This window comes from Herbaspirillum sp., from assembly GCF_035644555.1.
Taxonomy (GTDB): Bacteria; Pseudomonadota; Gammaproteobacteria; order Burkholderiales; family Burkholderiaceae_D; genus Herbaspirillum.
In genome coordinates this window covers 1-14,568 of the sequence record NZ_DASQOH010000025.1, presented here as the reverse complement: position 1 = coordinate 14,568, position 14,568 = coordinate 1, and the positions used below count along the sequence as shown (strand labels likewise).

The 14,568-nt window shown below is 64.1% G+C and carries 11 protein-coding genes; 7 read left to right on the top strand and 4 right to left on the bottom strand.

The genetic code is table 11. From position 1 onward, the window contains the following. Nucleotides 1-208, top strand: a 208-nt coding sequence (locus VE092_RS07505) for an AMP-binding enzyme (protein WP_414653435.1), incomplete at its 5' end; no start/stop codon positions are given. 529 nt (nucleotides 209-737) lie between these two features. Then, the gene (locus VE092_RS07500) at nucleotides 738-2,114 is read left to right on the top strand and encodes an 8-oxoguanine deaminase (protein ID WP_324875378.1); all 1,377 of its coding nucleotides are present in this window, start codon (nucleotides 738-740) and stop codon (nucleotides 2,112-2,114) included. Between the two features lie 47 nt (nucleotides 2,115-2,161). Here the strand turns inward: VE092_RS07500 and pyk are convergent, their stop codons facing one another. From pyk to gcl, 4 genes are all read right to left on the bottom strand, one after another. Next, nucleotides 2,162-3,580 carry a pyruvate kinase gene (gene pyk / locus VE092_RS07495; protein WP_324875376.1) on the bottom strand — a complete coding sequence of 473 codons (1,419 nt, stop codon included), beginning with the start codon at nucleotides 3,578-3,580 and terminating at the stop codon, nucleotides 2,162-2,164. A gap of 193 nt (nucleotides 3,581-3,773) precedes the next feature. Then, on the bottom strand, nucleotides 3,774-4,661 hold the full coding sequence (locus tag VE092_RS07490; RefSeq protein WP_077236362.1) for a 2-hydroxy-3-oxopropionate reductase: 888 nt from the start codon (nucleotides 4,659-4,661) through the stop codon (nucleotides 3,774-3,776). Nucleotides 4,662-4,728: 67 nt separating this feature from the next. Then, on the bottom strand, nucleotides 4,729-5,517 hold the full coding sequence (hyi, locus tag VE092_RS07485) for a hydroxypyruvate isomerase (RefSeq protein WP_324875373.1): 789 nt from the start codon (nucleotides 5,515-5,517) through the stop codon (nucleotides 4,729-4,731). An 11-nt stretch (nucleotides 5,518-5,528) separates the two neighbouring features. Next, nucleotides 5,529-7,304, bottom strand: coding sequence for a glyoxylate carboligase (gene gcl, locus VE092_RS07480; RefSeq protein ID WP_324875372.1), 1,776 nt, complete (start codon nucleotides 7,302-7,304; stop codon nucleotides 5,529-5,531). 160 nt (nucleotides 7,305-7,464) lie between these two features. Between gcl and VE092_RS07475 the strand changes: the two genes are divergently transcribed. The 5 genes from VE092_RS07475 to VE092_RS07455 form a co-directional block, all read left to right on the top strand. Further along, the gene (locus VE092_RS07475; protein ID WP_324875370.1) at nucleotides 7,465-8,394 is read left to right on the top strand and encodes a LysR family transcriptional regulator; all 930 of its coding nucleotides are present in this window, start codon (nucleotides 7,465-7,467) and stop codon (nucleotides 8,392-8,394) included. Between the two features lie 329 nt (nucleotides 8,395-8,723). Then, the gene (locus VE092_RS07470) at nucleotides 8,724-10,025 is read left to right on the top strand and encodes an NCS2 family permease (protein WP_077236358.1); all 1,302 of its coding nucleotides are present in this window, start codon (nucleotides 8,724-8,726) and stop codon (nucleotides 10,023-10,025) included. A gap of 323 nt (nucleotides 10,026-10,348) precedes the next feature. Continuing rightward, complete coding sequence (xdhA, locus tag VE092_RS07465) at nucleotides 10,349-11,824, top strand: xanthine dehydrogenase small subunit (protein WP_324875366.1); 1,476 nt, start codon at nucleotides 10,349-10,351, stop codon at nucleotides 11,822-11,824. 44 nt (nucleotides 11,825-11,868) lie between these two features. Next, nucleotides 11,869-14,238, top strand: a complete 2,370-nt coding sequence (gene xdhB / locus VE092_RS07460; protein ID WP_324875364.1) for a xanthine dehydrogenase molybdopterin binding subunit — start codon at nucleotides 11,869-11,871, stop codon at nucleotides 14,236-14,238. A 22-nt stretch (nucleotides 14,239-14,260) separates the two neighbouring features. After that, a partial coding sequence (locus VE092_RS07455) for an XdhC family protein (RefSeq protein ID WP_324875362.1) occupies nucleotides 14,261-14,568 on the top strand: 308 nt, incomplete at its 3' end.

Sequence of the window (14,568 nt, the reverse complement as noted above, 5' to 3'; positions counted from 1 at the left end):
CGCGCTGGTGGTATTGAAAAAAGACAGCACAGGCGTGACTGAAGAAGACATCCGCCGCCACGTCATGGCCGCTGCCGAAGCCGGCACCATCTCCCGCTACGGCGTACCTGACCGCGTCCAGTTCGTCACCGAACTGGCCCGTACCAGCGTAGGCAAGCTGAACAAGCGCGTCATGCGCGAGCAGTACCCGGCAAGAGAAAATAAGTGAAGCAAGCCGGCAAGCAATTCCCAAGGACGGCAAGAGCGCGAAGCCGAAGGCGAGCCCACCGCGAGGCCGAAGGCGAGCCGGACACGCTTTCCCCCTTGGGAGCCAGCCGCCGGAGTGAAGCGGCAAGTGGATCAGAAAAATAGTGGGAGCGAAGCGACTCTATTTTTCCCACTTGCTGCTTCACTCCGGCGGGAACACTCCGCAGGAGGGCTGGCTCTTGGCGGCCGTTTTCTTTGCTTACTTTCTTTGGCGGGCCAAAGAAAGTGAGCGGCTGCCGGGCCGCCCCCGGCGCTCCCCTCCGCCCGGAGAGAGATAGAAATGAAGCCAGGGCGCAGGACAGCGATCCGTGCAGACTACCCGATACCCGAACATCCAACAGAACAAGGCATTAAAGAAAGTTTAATCCTCCTAGCAACAACATCGACGCAGCGTTAATAGGGCAAGAAAGGGACTCCCCCCTGTCACCTGCGGCGACCCGCAAGCAAGCCAATCCAACAGAAACAAGGAACCCAAGAAGGAGTCCAGCAACATGCAACACAAGCCAAACAGCAAGACCCTGCTGATCAGGAACGCCCGCGTGCTCGTCACCATGAACGACACCCGCGAAGAAATCCCGCAAGGCGCCATCTATATCCGCGACAACGTGATCGAACAGGTCGGCAAGAGCGCCGACCTGCCGCAGCAGGCCGATGAAATCATCGACGCCACCCACCATGTCGTCATCCCCGGCCTGGTCAACACCCACCACCACATGTACCAGAGCCTCACGCGCGCCATCCCCGCTGCGCAGAATGGCGAACTGTTCAACTGGCTCACCAACCTCTACCCGATCTGGGCCGGACTCACCCCCGAGATGATCCAGGTATCCACGCTCACCGCCATGGCCGAGCTGATCCTCTCCGGCTGCACCACCAGCAGCGACCACCTCTACATCTACCCCAACCAGACCCGCCTGGACGACAGCCTGGAAGCCGCGACCCAGATAGGCATGCGCTTCCACGGCGCCCGCGGCGCCATGAGCGTAGGCCAATCCAAGGGCGGCCTGCCTCCGGACAGCGTGGTGGAAGACGAAGAGGCCATTCTCCAGGACAGTCGCCGCCTCATCGAGACCTATCACGACCCGGCGCGTCACGCCATGCAGCGCATCGTGGTCGCCCCCTGCTCGCCCTTCTCGGTCTCGCGCGACCTGATGCGCGAAGCCGCCAACCTGGCCCGCCACTACGGCGTCTCCCTGCACACCCACCTGGCCGAGAACGTCAACGACATCGCCTACAGCCGCGAAAAATTCAACATGACCCCGGCCGAATACGCCGAGGACTGCGGCTGGGTCGGCCACGACGTCTGGCACGCCCACTGCGTGCAACTGGATGATCACGGTATCGATCTCTTCGCCCGCACCGGCACCGGCGTGGCGCATTGCCCCTGTTCCAACATGCGCCTGGCCTCTGGCATCGCCCCCATCCGCAAGATGCTGGACGCAGGCGTGCCGGTCGGACTGGGGGTGGATGGCAGTGCCTCCAACGACAGCGCCCACATGCTGGGTGAAGTACGTCAGGCCATGCTGCTGCAGCGGGTAGGATTCGGCCCGGACGCCATGACGGCACGCCAGGCGCTGGAGATCGCCACCCTGGGGGGGGCGAAGGTATTGAATCGGGATGACATCGGCGCGCTCAAACCCGGCATGTCAGCCGATCTGGTGCTGTTCGACACGCGCCAGCTGGCCTTTGCCGGGGCGCTGCATGACCCGGTGGCCGCGCTGGTGTTCTGCACCCCGGCCAATGTGGACTACAGCATCATCAACGGCCGCGTGATCGTGCGCGAGGGGCAGTTCACCAGCATCGATCTGGGGGTGGTGCTGGAACGTCATAACACTCTGGCGCAGGAACTCGCACAGGCCGCAGGCTAGATCTGATCACGTTCAATCTACGAATGCAGATTGAACGTGAACAATCCCTACCCCCACACCTCCGCCACCCGCAACAGATTGGTACTCCCCGGCTGCCCGAAGGGCATGCCGGCGGTGATGGCGATCTGGTCTCCCTTGCGCGCAAATCCCTCCCGCACCGCTGCCTGGCAGGCAGCACCGACCAGCTGGCTTTCGTCGTGCATCTGTTCGCTGATGGTGGAATGTACGCCCCATACCAGCGCCAGCCGTCGGGCTGTCGTCCGTTGCGGGGTGATGCAGAGGATGGGCGCGGACGGGCGTTCGCGGGCGGCGCGCAGGCTGGTATGGCCGGAGCTGGTGTAGGTCACCGTGGCGCTGACGCCGAGGATGCCGGTGACGTCGCGCAGGGCGGCGCAGATGGCGTCCGGGCGGTTGCGCTGCGGATCCGCGTACTGGGCCTGCATCAGCGTGCGGTAGAGCGGGTCTCGCTCCACTTCCGTGATCACCCGATCCATCATCGTCACCGCCTGCACCGGGTAGTCGCCATGGGCTGACTCGGCCGAGAGCATCACCGCATCCGAGCCGTCGTAAATGGCACTGGCCACATCCGAGACTTCGGCGCGCGTGGGGACCGGGGCGCTGATCATGGATTCCAGCATCTGGGTGGCGATCACGACCGGCTTGCCCTGCTGGCGGCAGGCACGCAGGATGCGCTTTTGCGTTCCCGGCACGCATTCCGGGGGCAGCTCCACGCCGAGGTCGCCGCGCGCCACCATGATGGCGTCCGAGACGTCGACAATTTCTTCCAGCCGGTCCAGTGCGGCAGGTTTTTCCAGCTTGGAGAGAATGGCCGCGCGGCCTGCAACCAGGGTGCGGGCCTCCTTCACATCTTCAGGACGTTGTACGAAGGATAGTGCGATCCAGTCCGCGCCCATGTCCAATGCGAAATCAAGGTCGCGCCGGTCCTTGGCGGTCAGCGCGGGAATCGGCAACACTGCATCCGGCACATTGACGCCCTTGCGGTCGGACAGCACGCCGCTGTTGACCACGCGGGTGAGAATGCGGGCGCCATCGCTGGATTCGACCTGCAGCCGCACCTTGCCATCGTCGATCAACAAGCTTTGCCCGGCGCCGATGACCTGGAACAATTCCGGATGCGGCAGGCATACCCGGTGAGCATCACCAGGGGTCGCATCGTGGTCCAGCACGAAGGCCTGCCCGACCTCGACACTCACACGGCCCTGGGCGAACTGGCCGATGCGCAGCTTGGGGCCCTGCAGGTCGGCCAGCACGGCGATGGGACGGCCCACTTCCTGCTCCACCTGGCGCACGATCTGGTAGCGGGCGTGATGGTCGGCGTGGCTGCCGTGACTGAAATTGAAACGGAATACGTCGGCACCTGCTTCAAAGAGGGCGCGGATCATTTCCGGCGTGGCACTGGCGGGGCCGAGGGTGGCGACGATTTTGGCCTGGCGTTGGCGGCGCATGAACATCCTCTTTCAATTATCTGGGTCATAAAAACCGTTCGGACTGAGTAGATCCGAAGGATCGTATCGAAGGCGCTCTCACGTCTGCGCGCCTTCGATACGCCGCTTGCGCGGCTACTCAGTCCGAACGGGATGAGGTATGCCAGGACCATCATCATCCCTGGCCGCACCTCATGCTGGCAGCGTCAACTGCTCACGCCTGGGCGATCTCATGGTTGGACATGATCTCCACGGCGCGACACAGCGCCGAGTGATCCAGTCCGCTCAGGCCATGGGCGGCGCAGGCATTCATCAGCTCCTGAGCGGTGGCGGTGTTGGGCAGGCTGATGCCCAGCGCCTTGGCACCTTGCAGGGCCAGGTTCAGGTCCTTCTGGTGTAATTCGATGCGGAAGCCCGGATTGAAGCTGCGCTTGACCATGCGTTCCCCATGCACCTCCAGGATGCGCGAGGCGGCGAAACCGCCCATCAGTGCCTGCCGCACCCGGGCCGGATCGGCACCGGCCCTGGAAGCGAACAGCAGCGCCTCGGCCACGGCCTGGATGTTCAGGGCCACGATGATCTGGTTGGCGACCTTGGTAGTCTGGCCGTCACCGTTGCCGCCGACCAGGGTGATGTTCTTGCCCATCAGTTCGAACAGGGGCTTGACGTCGTTGAAGGCCGATTCCGATCCGCCGACCATGATGGTCAGCGAGGCGGCCTTGGCGCCGACTTCGCCACCCGAGACCGGTGCATCCAGGTACTGGCAACCCAGGGCGTTGATCTTCTGCGCGAACTCCTTGGTGGCGATGGGCGAGATGGAACTCATGTCGACCACGATCTTGCCGGGCGAGAGCCCTTCGGCCACGCCCTTTTCGCCGAACAGCACAGCCTGGACGTGCGGCGTATCCGGCACCATGACGATGACGATGTCGGCGCGCTTGGCCACTTCCGCGCCCGAGGTGCAGACGGTGGCGCCGCCTTCCAGCAATCCCGCCGGCGGGTTTTTCTGGTCATGCAGGTAGAGCTTGTGGCCGCCTTGTTGCAGCTTGTCCGCCATGGGTGCGCCCATGATACCCAGGCCGATGAATCCGACTTTTGCCATGCTGTGTCTCCTCAAGAAAAGATGAAATCCTGCTTGCGCGCACTTGCGCATTCACGCGCTCATGCACTCACGCGTGCTGCAAGCCGTGTTGCGCCATCCAGCCCAGGCCGGCGACGGTGCCGGCCTGCGGTTTGTATTCGCAGCCGATCCAGCCGCGATAGCCGATCTCCTGCAGCCAGCCGAACAGGTAGCGGTAATTGATTTCGCCACTACCAGGCTCGCCACGTCCGGGGTTGTCGGCCAGTTGCACGTGGCCGATCAGGGAAAGGTTGGCCTTGAGGGTGTTGGCCAGTTCGCCCTCCATGCGCTGCATGTGATAGATGTCGTACTGGACGAAGAGATTGTCCGAACCGGTGGCCAGGATCAGCTCTACCGCCTGGCGCGTGGTGTTGAGGAAGAAGCCGGGGATGTCGAAATGGTTGATCGGTTCGATCAGCAGGCGGATGCCCTGCTCCTTGAGCTTCCCGGCGGCATACTTGAGATTGCCCACCAGCACCTCACGCGCGGCCTCGCGCGAGACACCCGGTGGCAGGATGCCGACCAGGCAGTTCAGCTGCGGCACTTCCAGCGCCTTGGCATAACGGATCGCCTCATCGACACCGGCGCGGAACTCGGCCACCCGATCCGGGTGGCAGGCAATGCCCCGTTCGCCCGCATCCCAGTTACCGGCCGGCAGGTTGTGCAATACCAGTTGCAAGCGATGGGTGCGCAGCTGGTCGGCGATCTGCTGCGGCGTGAAGGCATACGGGAACAGGAATTCCACGCCCTTGAAACCGGCATCGGCCGCAGCCTTGAAGCGTTCCAGGAAAGGCTGTTCAGTAAACAGCATGGTGAGATTGGCGGCAAGTCGGGTCATGGTGTCTCCTCTTAGTCCAGCAGGCTGATGGCGGTGGGCGCATCCTCGGCGCGCTCGGCCAGGGCTTCGAATTCATTGATGGCATCGATTTCGGTGCCCATGGCGATGTTGGTGACGCGCTCCAGGATGATCTCCACCACCACCGGCACGCGATACTCGGCCATCCAGCGCTGCGCCTGGCCCAGTGCATCCTGGATGCCATTGGGGTCGGTCACGCGGATGGCCTTGCAGCCGAGACCCTCGACGACGGCCACATGGTCCACGCCATAGCCCTGCAGTTCGGGGGCGTTGATGTTCTCGAAGGCCAGCTGCACGCAGTAGTCCATCTCGAAGCCGCGCTGGGCCTGGCGGATCAGGCCGAGGTAGGAGTTGTTGACCAGCACGTGCAGGTAGGGCAGCTTGAATTGCGCGCCCACGGCGAGTTCTTCGATCATGAACTGGAAGTCGTAGTCGCCCGAGATGGCCACCACCTTCTTCTGCGGATCAGCCGCCACCACGCCCAGTGCGGCGGGGATGGTCCAGCCCAGCGGACCGGCCTGGCCGCAGTTGATCCAGTGGCGATCACGATAGACGTGCAGGAATTGCGCCGCGGCGATCTGCGACAGGCCGATGGTGGCGACATAGCAAGTATCGCGGTCGAAGGCGCGGTTCATTTCCTCATAGACACGCTGCGGCTTGACCGGTACCTCGTTGAAATGGGTGCGCCGCTGCAGGGTCTTCTTGCGCTGCTGGCACTCGGCCAGCCAGGCCGAGCGGTCCGGCAGGCGGCCCGCCGCCTTGAGCTCGCGTGCCACCTCGACGAACAGCTTCAGTGCCGCGCCGGCATCGCTGACGATGCCATAGTCGGGACCAAAGACGCGGCCGATCTGGGTCGGTTCGATATCGACGTGGACGAACTTGCGGCCCTTGGTGAAGACATCGATGGAGCCGGTATGGCGATTGGCCCAGCGGTTGCCGATGCCCAGCACGAAGTCCGAGGCCAGCAGCGTGGCATTGCCATAGCGGTGGCTGGTCTGCAGGCCGACCATGCCGGCCATCTGCGGGTGATCGTCGGGGATGGCGCCCCAGGCCATGAGCGTGGGGATGACCGGCACGCCGGTCAGTTCGGCAAACTCCACCGCCAGCCCGGCCGCATCGGCATTGACCACGCCGCCGCCGATGGTCAGCAGCGGACGTTCGGCGGCGTTGAGCATCTCCAGGGCCTTCTCGATCTGGGCGCGGGTGGCGGCGGGACGATAGACCGGCAGCGGCGCATAGGTATCCGGGTCGAAATCGATCTCGGCCATCTGCACATCGAAGGGCAGGTCGATCAGCACCGGCCCCGGGCGGCCCGAGCGCATCAGGTGGAAAGCCTGCTGGAACACACGCGGCACCTGGGCCGGCTCGCGCACGGTCACGGCCCACTTGGTGACGGGCTTGGCGATGGATTCGATGTCCACGGCCTGGAAGTCTTCCTTGTAGAGCCGTGCGCGCGGCGCCTGGCCGGTGACGCACAGGATGGGAATGGAATCGGCCTGGGCCGAATAGAGGCCGGTGATCATGTCGGTGCCGGCCGGCCCCGAGGTACCGATGCACAGGCCGATGTTGCCGGCCCTGGCGCGGGTATAGCCCTCGGCCATATGGGAGGCCCCCTCCACATGGCGCGCCAGGATGTGTCCGATGCCGCCGTGCTTTTTGAGGGCCGAATAGAAGGGGTTGATGGCCGCGCCCGGCACGCCGAAGGCCTGCAGGCAGCCCTCCTTGACCAGTACATGCACTGCCGCGTCGACTGCTCTCATCTTTGCCATGCTCGTTCTCCAGATGTCCGTTGGGATGGTGTTGATCTCTGGAGGCCATGCTAGTCATTACAAATCCGGATGATAAGTATCATCAGAATCAACTGATTACTTACCAAAAGTATGGAAACATAGAAAAAGTATTGAATTACACTGCAGCCGGGAGGAATTGATGGACAAACTCAAGCAGATCGAAGCCTTCGTTTCGGTGGTGGACAAGGGCAGCCTGGCCGCCGCCGCGCTGGAAGAACAGGTCACGCCGGTGATGATGGGGCGGCGCATCGATGCCCTGGAAAAGCGCCTGGGGACCAAGCTCATGCACCGGACTACGCGCCACCTGACGCTGACCGAGCAGGGCAGCGTCTTCCTGGACCACTGTCGCAAGCTGCTGGAACAGATGGACACGGCCGAAAAGAGCGTGGCCGAAGGGCGTCACAAGGCCACCGGCCACCTGGTGGTCTCTACCCCCGCCGCCTATGGCCGCCTGCATGTGGCGCCGCATGCCCCGACCTTCCTGGCGGCCCACCCGGAGGTGCAGATCTCCTTCAACCTGACCGATCGCGTGGTGGATCTGGTGCGCGAGGGCTATGACCTGGGCATCCGCATCGGCGGCGCCATCGAGCCCAGTTTCGTGGCAGTGCGCCTGGCCAGCAACCGCCGCGTGGTCTGCGCGGCGCCGGATTACCTGCATCGCCACGGCATTCCGCGCACGCTGGACGACCTGGCGCGCCATAACTGCCTGGCCTTCAATCTGCAGGGCGGCCAGCAGCGCGGCTGGTATTTCCAGCAGAATGGCAAGCCGGTCATCATCAAGGTGCAGGGCAAGCTGGATTGCAACGATGGCGAACTGCTGCACCGCTGGGCCAGCGAAGGACTGGGACTGGCCTGGCGCTCCACCTGGGAAATCCAGGCGCAACTGGCGTCAGGCGAGCTGGTGACGGTGCTGGACGACTACGCCCTGCCCCACTACGACATCATGGCGGTCTACCCGCAGCAGCGGCACCTGCCGGCCAAGACGCGCTTTTTCATCGATTACCTCAAGGAAGTCTATGCCCAGCCGGACTACTGGAACCGGGCGCGCAGTCCGGCCCGCACGGTCTGAGGCGAAAGCCGAAAAGCGGGCCTTCCCGGATGCAATCCGACATCAGTGGCAAAATCTCGGTCCTGGCGGCAATTTGCGACGATCGATTGCTTACCCGCATGCCGACAATGCAATGCAACAAAATCCGCCTGCCAGGCGGGTTTTCCGCCAATCCGACCGTTATAACCCCAGCCCAATAATGGCTATGCCCCGGCCCTTACATCGCGCATCATGAAATTCAACGACATTACGAACGCTGCCAAGACAACAGCAACGCCCACTTTCTGCCTGCCACCGCTGCAGGCGGGTTTTCCGGCGCATAAAAATGGACACAACGGAGACGACCCACAATGAACGCCCTGAACAGATTCTTCCGCCTGGAAGAAAACGGCACCACCGTGCGCACCGAGCTGCTGGCCGGACTCACCACCTTCCTGACGATGGCCTACATCATCTTCGTCAATCCCTCCATCCTGGGGGATGCCGGCATGCCCAAGGACTCGGTGTTCGTCGCCACCTGCGTGGCCGCTGCCGTGGGTACGCTCATCATGGGCCTGTACGCCAACTACCCCATCGGTCTGGCACCCGGCATGGGGCTCAATGCCTACTTCGCCTATGCCGTGGTCAAGGGCATGGGCTTCCCGTGGCAGGCTGCGCTGGGCGCGGTGCTGATCTCGGGCTGCCTGTTCCTGCTGGTGAGCGTGCTGCGCGTGCGCGAGTTGATCATCCAGAGCATTCCGCGCTCCTTGCGCACGGCCATCCCGGCCGGCATCGGGCTGTTCCTGGCGATCATTTCGCTCAAGAGCGCCGGCATCGTCGCCGCCAATCCGGCCACCTTCGTGACCCTCGGCGACCTGCACCAGCCGGCGCCGGTGATGGCCGTCATCGGCTTCCTGGTGATCGTGGCGCTGGACCGCCTGAAGGTGCGCGGGGCGCTGCTGATCGGCATCCTGCTGGTGACGGTGCTGTCGTTCGTCTTCGGCGGCAATCACTTCTCGGGCATCTTCGCCGCACCGCCCTCGATTGCGCCGACCTTCCTGCAACTGGATATCAAGGGCGCCATTTCCATGGGCCTCATCAACGTGGTGCTGGTGTTCTTCCTGGTGGAACTGTTCGACGCCACCGGCACCCTGATGGGCGTGGCCACCCGCGCCGGGCTGATGAAGGACGGCAAGATGGCGCGCCTGAACAAGGCCCTGATGGCCGACAGCACGGCCATCGTCGCCGGCTCCCTGCTGGGCACTTCGTCCACCACCGCCTACATCGAGAGCGCCGCCGGCGTACAGGCCGGTGGCCGTACCGGCCTCACCGCCGTGGCCATCGCGGTACTGTTCCTGCTGTGCCTGTTCATCGCCCCGCTGGCTGGCGTGGTGCCGGCCTATGCGACGGCACCGGCGCTGTTCTTCGTGGCCTGCCTGATGCTGCGCGAACTGGTGCACATCGACTGGGACGACACCACCGAATGCGTGCCGGCCGTGATCACGGCGCTGGTGATGCCCTTCACCTATTCGATCGCCAATGGCCTGGCACTGGGCTTCATCAGCTATGCCGGCCTGAAGCTGCTCACCGGTCGCGCCCGGGACGTGTCGGTGGTAATCTGGATCATCGCTGCGATCTTCCTGTTCAAGATCATCTACCTCGGTGGCGAATGAGCGCATGCAGCGTCATGAAGTAGTCTGAACCATCGAAGAGGCGGCCCGCAACGACAGGGGCTGCCTCTTCGGGATCGTGACAAGAGGGAACCCGACAATCGTCCGCAACAATAGGCTGCGGACAATCCGTTTCCTCTTTTGACGACCCCGGCACGTTTCTTGAATGCCATCTGGCCACGGGAGACACCACAGGCCGGCCGCCGCCCCGAGCGGACATGCCGCCTGAAAGCAGATCCAACAATAAGAAGCACGCCCCACGATACGCCCTGGAGCGCGCCATAAAGCAGTCTGTTTTGTAGACAATCCATATTGAGTAAAGCCAAATGCCAGAGACCATCCGCCCCATCCAGTTCTACTTTCGCGGCCAGACCCACGAAGTAGCAGGCCAACCCACGACCCGCACCGTTCTGCAGCATCTGCGCGAAGACCTGCATTGCACCGGCACCAAGGAAGGCTGTGCCGAAGGCGATTGCGGAGCCTGCACCGTGGTGGTGGGCGAGCTGCGCAATGATCAGCTGGAGCTCAGGACGGTCAACTCCTGCATCCAGTTCCTGCCCACCCTGGACGGCCGGGCGCTGTTCACCGTGGAAGACCTGAAGCAGGCCGATGGCTGCCTGCATCCGGTACAGCAGGCCATGGTGGAATGTCATGGCTCGCAGTGCGGCTTCTGCACGCCGGGTTTCGTGATGTCGCTGTGGGGCCTGTACCTGAAGCACGACCAGGACGGCGTCACGCCGACCAAGCGCGAGATCGATGACGCCCTTTCCGGCAACCTGTGCCGCTGCACCGGCTATCGCCCCATCATCGATGCCGCACGCCGCATGGGCGAACTGCCCAAGGTGGAATTCGACCGCGACGCCGTCAAGACCGCGCTACGCGCCATCGACCGTGACGCGCCGCTGGCCGTGACCCATGGTGGCCAGACCTTCCACGCCCCGCGCACGCTGGCGCAGCTGCTGCAGTTGCGCGCCGAGCTGCCCAAGGCGCGCATCCTGGCCGGTTCCACCGATGTGGGCCTGTGGGTGACCAAGCAGATGCGCGAGCTGGGTGACATCCTCTATATCGGTCGCGTGGAGGAACTGCGCGCCATGTCCGTGCAGGATGGCATGCTGGAGATCGGGGCCGGCGTCTCGCTGGAAGATGCCTATGCCGAAGCGGCCCGTCACTATCCGGAAGAACTGTCCGAACTATGGCAGCGCTTTGCCTCCATGCCGGTGCGCAACGCCGGCACCCTGGGCGGCAATGTCGCCAATGGCTCGCCCATCGGCGACTCCATGCCCTGGCTGATCGCGCTGGGTGCGCAGATCGTGCTGGCCGGCGTGGACGGTGAGCGGGTCATGCCACTGGAAGACTTCTATCTGGCCTATCAGAAGTCGGCCCTGCAAGCCAACGAGGTGGTGCAGGCCGTACGTATTCCGCTGCCCGGCAAGGAGGTGCGTTTCCGCGTGTACAAGCTCTCCAAGCGCTTTGACCAGGATATCTCTGCGGTCTGTGCCGCCTTTGCCCTGCGCATGGACGGCGACATCGTGACCGAAGCGCGCATCGCCTTCGGCGGCATGGCCGCCACGCCCAAACGCGCCACGCAAGCGGAGGCTCTGTTGCAAGGCCAGGCCTGGGACGAGGCACAGGTGCGCGCTGCCATGGCTGCGCTGGCCCAGGATTACGCGCCGCTGTCGGACATGCGCGCCAGTGCCGCCTATCGCCTGCGCACCGCGCAGAACCTGCTCTATCGCTATTGGCTGGAAACCCGCAGCGAGGCGCCGCTGGCGCGCCAGGACGTGCGCGCCTTCGCGGCGTGAATGCATCGCGTACAGCCTATCGACAGAATCCGCAGGAGAACAGCATGAACAAGCAAAGCGAACAATTCCTCAATACCCTGGTACAACCGCCGCAGGACTGGGCCACCGTGGGCAAGCCGCATCCGCATGAGTCGGCCCTGCTGCACGTGACCGGCGAAGCCACCTACACCGACGACATCGTGGAACTGCAGGGCACCCTGCATGCGGCCCTGGGCCTGTCGCAGAAGGCCCATGCCAGAGTGCGCGCCATCGACCTGGACAAGGTCAAGGCGGCCACCGGTGTGGTGGCGGTCTTCACCGCAACGGACATTCCGGGCGAGAACGAATGCGGGGCCATCATCCACGACGATCCGGTACTGGCCGATGGGCTGGTGCAATACGTGGGTCAGCCGATGTTCATCGTGGTGGCCGACAGTCACGACCATGCGCGCCGCGCCGCGCGCCTGGCGGTGGTCGATTACGAAGAACTGCCGCCGGTCCTGACGCCACGCGCCGCCCATGCCGCGCAATCCTATGTACTGCCGCCGATGCACCTGTCGCGTGGGGAACCGGCGGTGGCCCTGGCGCTGGCACCGCACAAGCTGCGCGGCCAGTTCGATGTGGGCGGACAGGAGCAGTTCTACCTGGAGGGGCAGATTTCCTATGCCATCCCCAAGGAGGGGCGCGGCATGCACGTGTACTGCTCGACCCAGCACCCCAGCGAGATGCAGCACCATATCGCCACCGTGTTGAAACTGGCCTCGCACGATGTGCTGGTGGAATGCCGGCGCATGGGCGGTGGCTTCGGTGGCAAGGAATCGCAATCGGCGCTGTGGGCCTGCGCCGCTGCCGTGGCGGCGGCGCGCCTGCGTCGTCCGGTCAAGCTGCGCGCCGACCGGGATGACGACATGATGGTCACCGGCAAGCGCCACTGCTTCGCCTACGACTACGAGATCGGCTATGACGACAGCGGACGTATCCTGGCGGCCAAGATCGACATGATCTCGCGCGCCGGTTTTTCGGCCGACCTGTCCGGCCCGGTGGCCACGCGGGCGGTGTGCCACTTCGATAATGCCTACTACCTCTCGGACGTGGAAATCCACGCCATGTGCGGCAAGACCAACACCCAGTCCAATACCGCCTTCCGCGGTTTCGGCGGACCGCAGGGGGCGCTGGCCATCGAGTACATCATCGACGAGATCGCCCGCAACCTGGGGCGTGATCCGCTGGAGATCCGCCGCAACAATTTCTACGGCCCCAGCGATGAAGAAGGGCCGGCGGCGCGCAACGTCACCCACTATGGCCAGAAGGTGGAAGACAACATCATCCACGGCCTGGTGGATCAGCTGGAAAAGAGCAGCCGCTACCAGGAGCGGCGGCGTGCGATTGCCGACTTCAATGCCGGCAATACGGTGCTGAAGAAAGGCCTGGCGCTGACGCCGGTGAAGTTCGGCATTTCCTTCAACGTGCCGCACCTGAACCAGGCCGGTTCGCTGGTGCACGTCTATACCGATGGCTCGGTGCTGGTGAACCACGGCGGCACGGAGATGGGACAAGGGCTCAATACCAAGGTGGCGCAGGTGGTCGCCCATGCGCTGGGCGTGCCGCTGGAGCAGGTGCGCTGCACCGCGACCGACACCAGCAAGATCGCCAATACCTCGGCCACCGCCGCCTCCACCGGCAGCGACCTCAACGGCAAGGCCGCGCAGGATGCGGCTCTGCAAATCCGCGAACGGCTGGCCCAGGTGGCGGCGCGGCATTTCGGCGTGGACGCATCGGCCATCCGCTTTGCCGATGGCCTGGTGATGGCCGGCGAGCAATCGATCGCCTTCGTCGAACTGGTGATGAAGGCTTACCTGCAACGGGTGCAGCTGTGGTCCGATGGATTCTATTCCACACCCAAGGTGCATTGGGATGCCAAGCGCATGCATGGTCACCCCTTCTTCTACTTCGCCTATGCGGCGGCGGTGTCGGAGGTGGTGATCGATACCCTGACCGGGGAGTGGAAACTGCTGCAGGCCGACCTGCTGTATGACGCCGGAGAAAGCCTGAACCCGGCGCTGGACATCGGCCAGGTCGAGGGTGGCTTCATCCAGGGCATGGGCTGGCTGACCACCGAGGAACTGTGGTGGAACAAGGACGGCAAGCTAATGACGCACGCCCCCTCGACCTACAAGATCCCGGCCATCTCGGATTGCCCGGAAGCCTTCCGCACCGAGCTGTATCGCAACAGCAATGTCTCCGACACCATCCACCGCTCCAAGGCAGTGGGCGAGCCGCCGCTGCTGCTGCCGTTCTCGGTGTTCCTGGCCATTCGCGATGCGGTCTCGGCAGTGGGTGGGCATCGCATCAACCCACCATTGCGCGCACCGGCCACCAGCGAGGCCATCCTCGATGCGGTCGATGCGGTCCGCGCGGCGGCAGCGGTGCAATAAGCCAGACCCTCGGAGAGCGATCATGACGACATGGCTAGCCGCCTTGCGCCGCATGCAGCAGAGCACCACACCCGCCGTGCTGGTGACGGTGGCGCAGATCCAGGGGTCGACACCGCGTGAATCCGGGGCGCGCATGCTCTACACCGCCGATGCGCAGTTCGACACCATCGGCGGCGGCCATCTCGAATGGCGCGCCGCGCAGATCGCACGCGCCATGCTGCAGGACGATCCCGCCCGGCTGGATGGGCAGCGGCGGCTGGAGCGCATCGCGCTGGGTCCCAGCCTGGGACAATGCTGCGGTGGCGTGGTGTTTCTCTGTTTCGAACGGAT

Bases quoted from the DNA above. Each gene is read 5' to 3' on its own strand.
- xdhB (WP_324875364.1), top strand. From the start codon at position 11,869: ATGAACAAGCAAAGCGAACAATTCCTCAATACCCTGGTACAACCGCCG.
- gcl (WP_324875372.1), bottom strand. From the start codon at position 7,304: ATGGCAAAGATGAGAGCAGTCGACGCGGCAGTGCATGTACTGGTCAAG.
- xdhA (WP_324875366.1), top strand. From the start codon at position 10,349: ATGCCAGAGACCATCCGCCCCATCCAGTTCTACTTTCGCGGCCAGACC.
- hyi (WP_324875373.1), bottom strand. From the start codon at position 5,517: ATGACCCGACTTGCCGCCAATCTCACCATGCTGTTTACTGAACAGCCT.
- VE092_RS07500 (WP_324875378.1), top strand. From the start codon at position 738: ATGCAACACAAGCCAAACAGCAAGACCCTGCTGATCAGGAACGCCCGC.
- pyk (WP_324875376.1), bottom strand. From the start codon at position 3,580: ATGCGCCGCCAACGCCAGGCCAAAATCGTCGCCACCCTCGGCCCCGCC.
- VE092_RS07490 (WP_077236362.1), bottom strand. From the start codon at position 4,661: ATGGCAAAAGTCGGATTCATCGGCCTGGGTATCATGGGCGCACCCATG.
- VE092_RS07470 (WP_077236358.1), top strand. From the start codon at position 8,724: ATGAACGCCCTGAACAGATTCTTCCGCCTGGAAGAAAACGGCACCACC.
- VE092_RS07475 (WP_324875370.1), top strand. From the start codon at position 7,465: ATGGACAAACTCAAGCAGATCGAAGCCTTCGTTTCGGTGGTGGACAAG.